General features: G+C 72.9%; 2 protein-coding genes. Both read right to left on the bottom strand.

Going from position 1 to position 1,253, the window contains the following annotated elements; all coding sequences use genetic code 11:
• Positions 1-473 (bottom strand): helix-turn-helix domain-containing protein (locus ACFQ3T_RS36680; RefSeq protein ID WP_452603497.1); only part of this gene is annotated, 473 nt, incomplete at its 3' end.
• Positions 474-638: 165 nt separating this feature from the next.
• The gene (locus ACFQ3T_RS36675) at positions 639-884 is read right to left on the bottom strand and encodes a hypothetical protein (RefSeq protein WP_073886083.1); all 246 of its coding nucleotides are present in this window, start codon (positions 882-884) and stop codon (positions 639-641) included.
• Positions 885-1,253: the final 369 nt, after the last annotated feature.

The raw sequence follows: 1,253 nt of genomic DNA, 5'->3' as shown, positions 1-1,253 counted from the left end.
GCGAAGTGCAGGCCGCCGCGCAGCTCGCGCAGCACCATCAGGACGTGGCCGAGGCGCGCCGGGCCGTCGTCGGGACGTGCCGCGTCGCGCCAGCCGCGGAACAGCGGCAGGCCGGAGGGGTCCGCGCCGTCGACCACCGCGAAGCCGAGGTCCGCGAGCCGGTCCGGCTCGGCGACCGCGCCGAGGTGGTTGCGCGACCAGTCCCAGCAGGCGTTGAGGTAGGCGTCGATGGCGCGGTCGGCGGGGAAGCCGCGCACGATCGCCGTCTCGACCAGCCACTCCGGGAAGATGCCGATCACGGACGCCACCACGCCGGGGACCGGGTCGCCGAGCACGGCCGTGCGCCCGCGGAAGTAGAGCGTGCGGGGCGGGAGGCCGGAGGCGTGCTCGCGGGCGGCGAGTTCGGGCGAGGTCATGAACCGCCCACCCAGGCTGACGACCTGTTCCCGGGTGAGCTCGGAAGTCGACCGCATTTCATAACGGTGTCACATAACAGCGTTACGCAGCAACACCCGAGGTCTCCGCAGTGCTGCGGAAGACCCCGGCGGAGAACCCTCGACATGCCGGACGGCCCCTGCGTCGACGCGCTCCCGGGGTTGGACGGGCGCGGGTCGCGGAGGGGCCGTCGGCCGCGTGCCCTACCTCTGCACGGGTGGCACGCCCCCGTCCTCGCCCGGCGACAAGCCGAGCATGTCCAGCAGCAACCGGCAGTCCTCGGCGCTCGTCGCGCCCCTGGCCACCGACAACCTGGCCCGGTGAACCTGCTCGTCCGAGATCCGCGACGGTTCACCGGTTCGCTGGGCAGGCACCCCACCGCCACCCGGCCTGGACATCGTGTCGTCCTGGTTCCACAGGAACTGACGTACTTCTAGGGACCCGCTCATGACGCCTCCCCGACTTGAGGTTGGCGCGAGGCTAAGCGAGCCCGTCGAACCGCCGCAGCCCCCCGCAGAGTGATTCACAGGCGACGGAGCGTCACTTTCCGTGTAGGCCACTTGGTGTCAAGCGTCGCGTGATGTGCTTGACGCGAACGAGGAGGGTGCAACCCATGACCGAACCGGTACCGGGGCAGACGCCGGAACCCGCGGTGGCGGATGACGCAACCGCCACACCGCCACCGGCAGGCCCGCCCGCGGCGGAACAGCAGCCGATCGAGACGCCCGGTCGGGCCACCGGGGCCACCGAGCCCCGACCGGCCGAGCCCGCCCCCGAGCCAGGGGCGGCCGGGCCTGGCGGGTCCGGGCCGACCGGGG

The organism is Saccharothrix hoggarensis (assembly GCF_042678885.1).
Lineage (GTDB): Bacteria > Actinomycetota > Actinomycetes > Mycobacteriales > Pseudonocardiaceae > Actinosynnema > Actinosynnema hoggarensis.
The sequence above is the reverse complement of the archived record's forward strand: the minus strand, read 5'-3'. Positions and strand labels throughout refer to the sequence as shown.

Excerpts from the sequence above, each read along its gene's own strand:
- ACFQ3T_RS36675 (WP_073886083.1), bottom strand. The coding sequence starts at position 884 with ATGAGCGGGTCCCTAGAAGTACGTCAGTTCCTGTGGAACCAGGACGAC.